The 339-nt window shown below is 52.2% G+C and carries 1 pseudogene; it reads left to right on the top strand.

Features of this window, described 5'->3' with window-relative positions:
* Positions 1-113, top strand: a pseudogene (locus ACZYOF_RS44490) (IS630 family transposase); the annotation flags it as partial.
* Between the last annotated feature and the right edge of the window lie 226 nt (positions 114-339).

Raw genomic sequence — 339 nt, 5'->3', positions numbered from 1 at the left:
AACACATCGATGCCTACGTCAACGCGTACAACGACAAAGCCGAGCCCTTCGTCTGGACCAAGAAAAAGGTCCGTCAACGCCGCTTCACAGGGCGCCGTATCACTCAGCTCTGATTCCGGGTACTAGAACCTGTCAAGTCTAGCGTGTCGGCCGTGAGGTTTCCGAAGTCTACATCCGTGAGGTCGCAATTCTGAAGGTCCGTTGCTGGGTCAAGAGGGTGTCAGAAAGAATGTGTAAGCAGGTTTCTGTGAGTTTACCTTACCGAGGAGACTCACATGACGACCGACACGACGATTACACCTGAACTGCTGGATCAACTGCTTGCTAACTATGAGAAGC

It is taken from the genome of Bradyrhizobium sp. LeoA1Lang (assembly GCF_055413685.1).
This window is presented reverse-complemented; position numbering and strand designations above follow the sequence as displayed.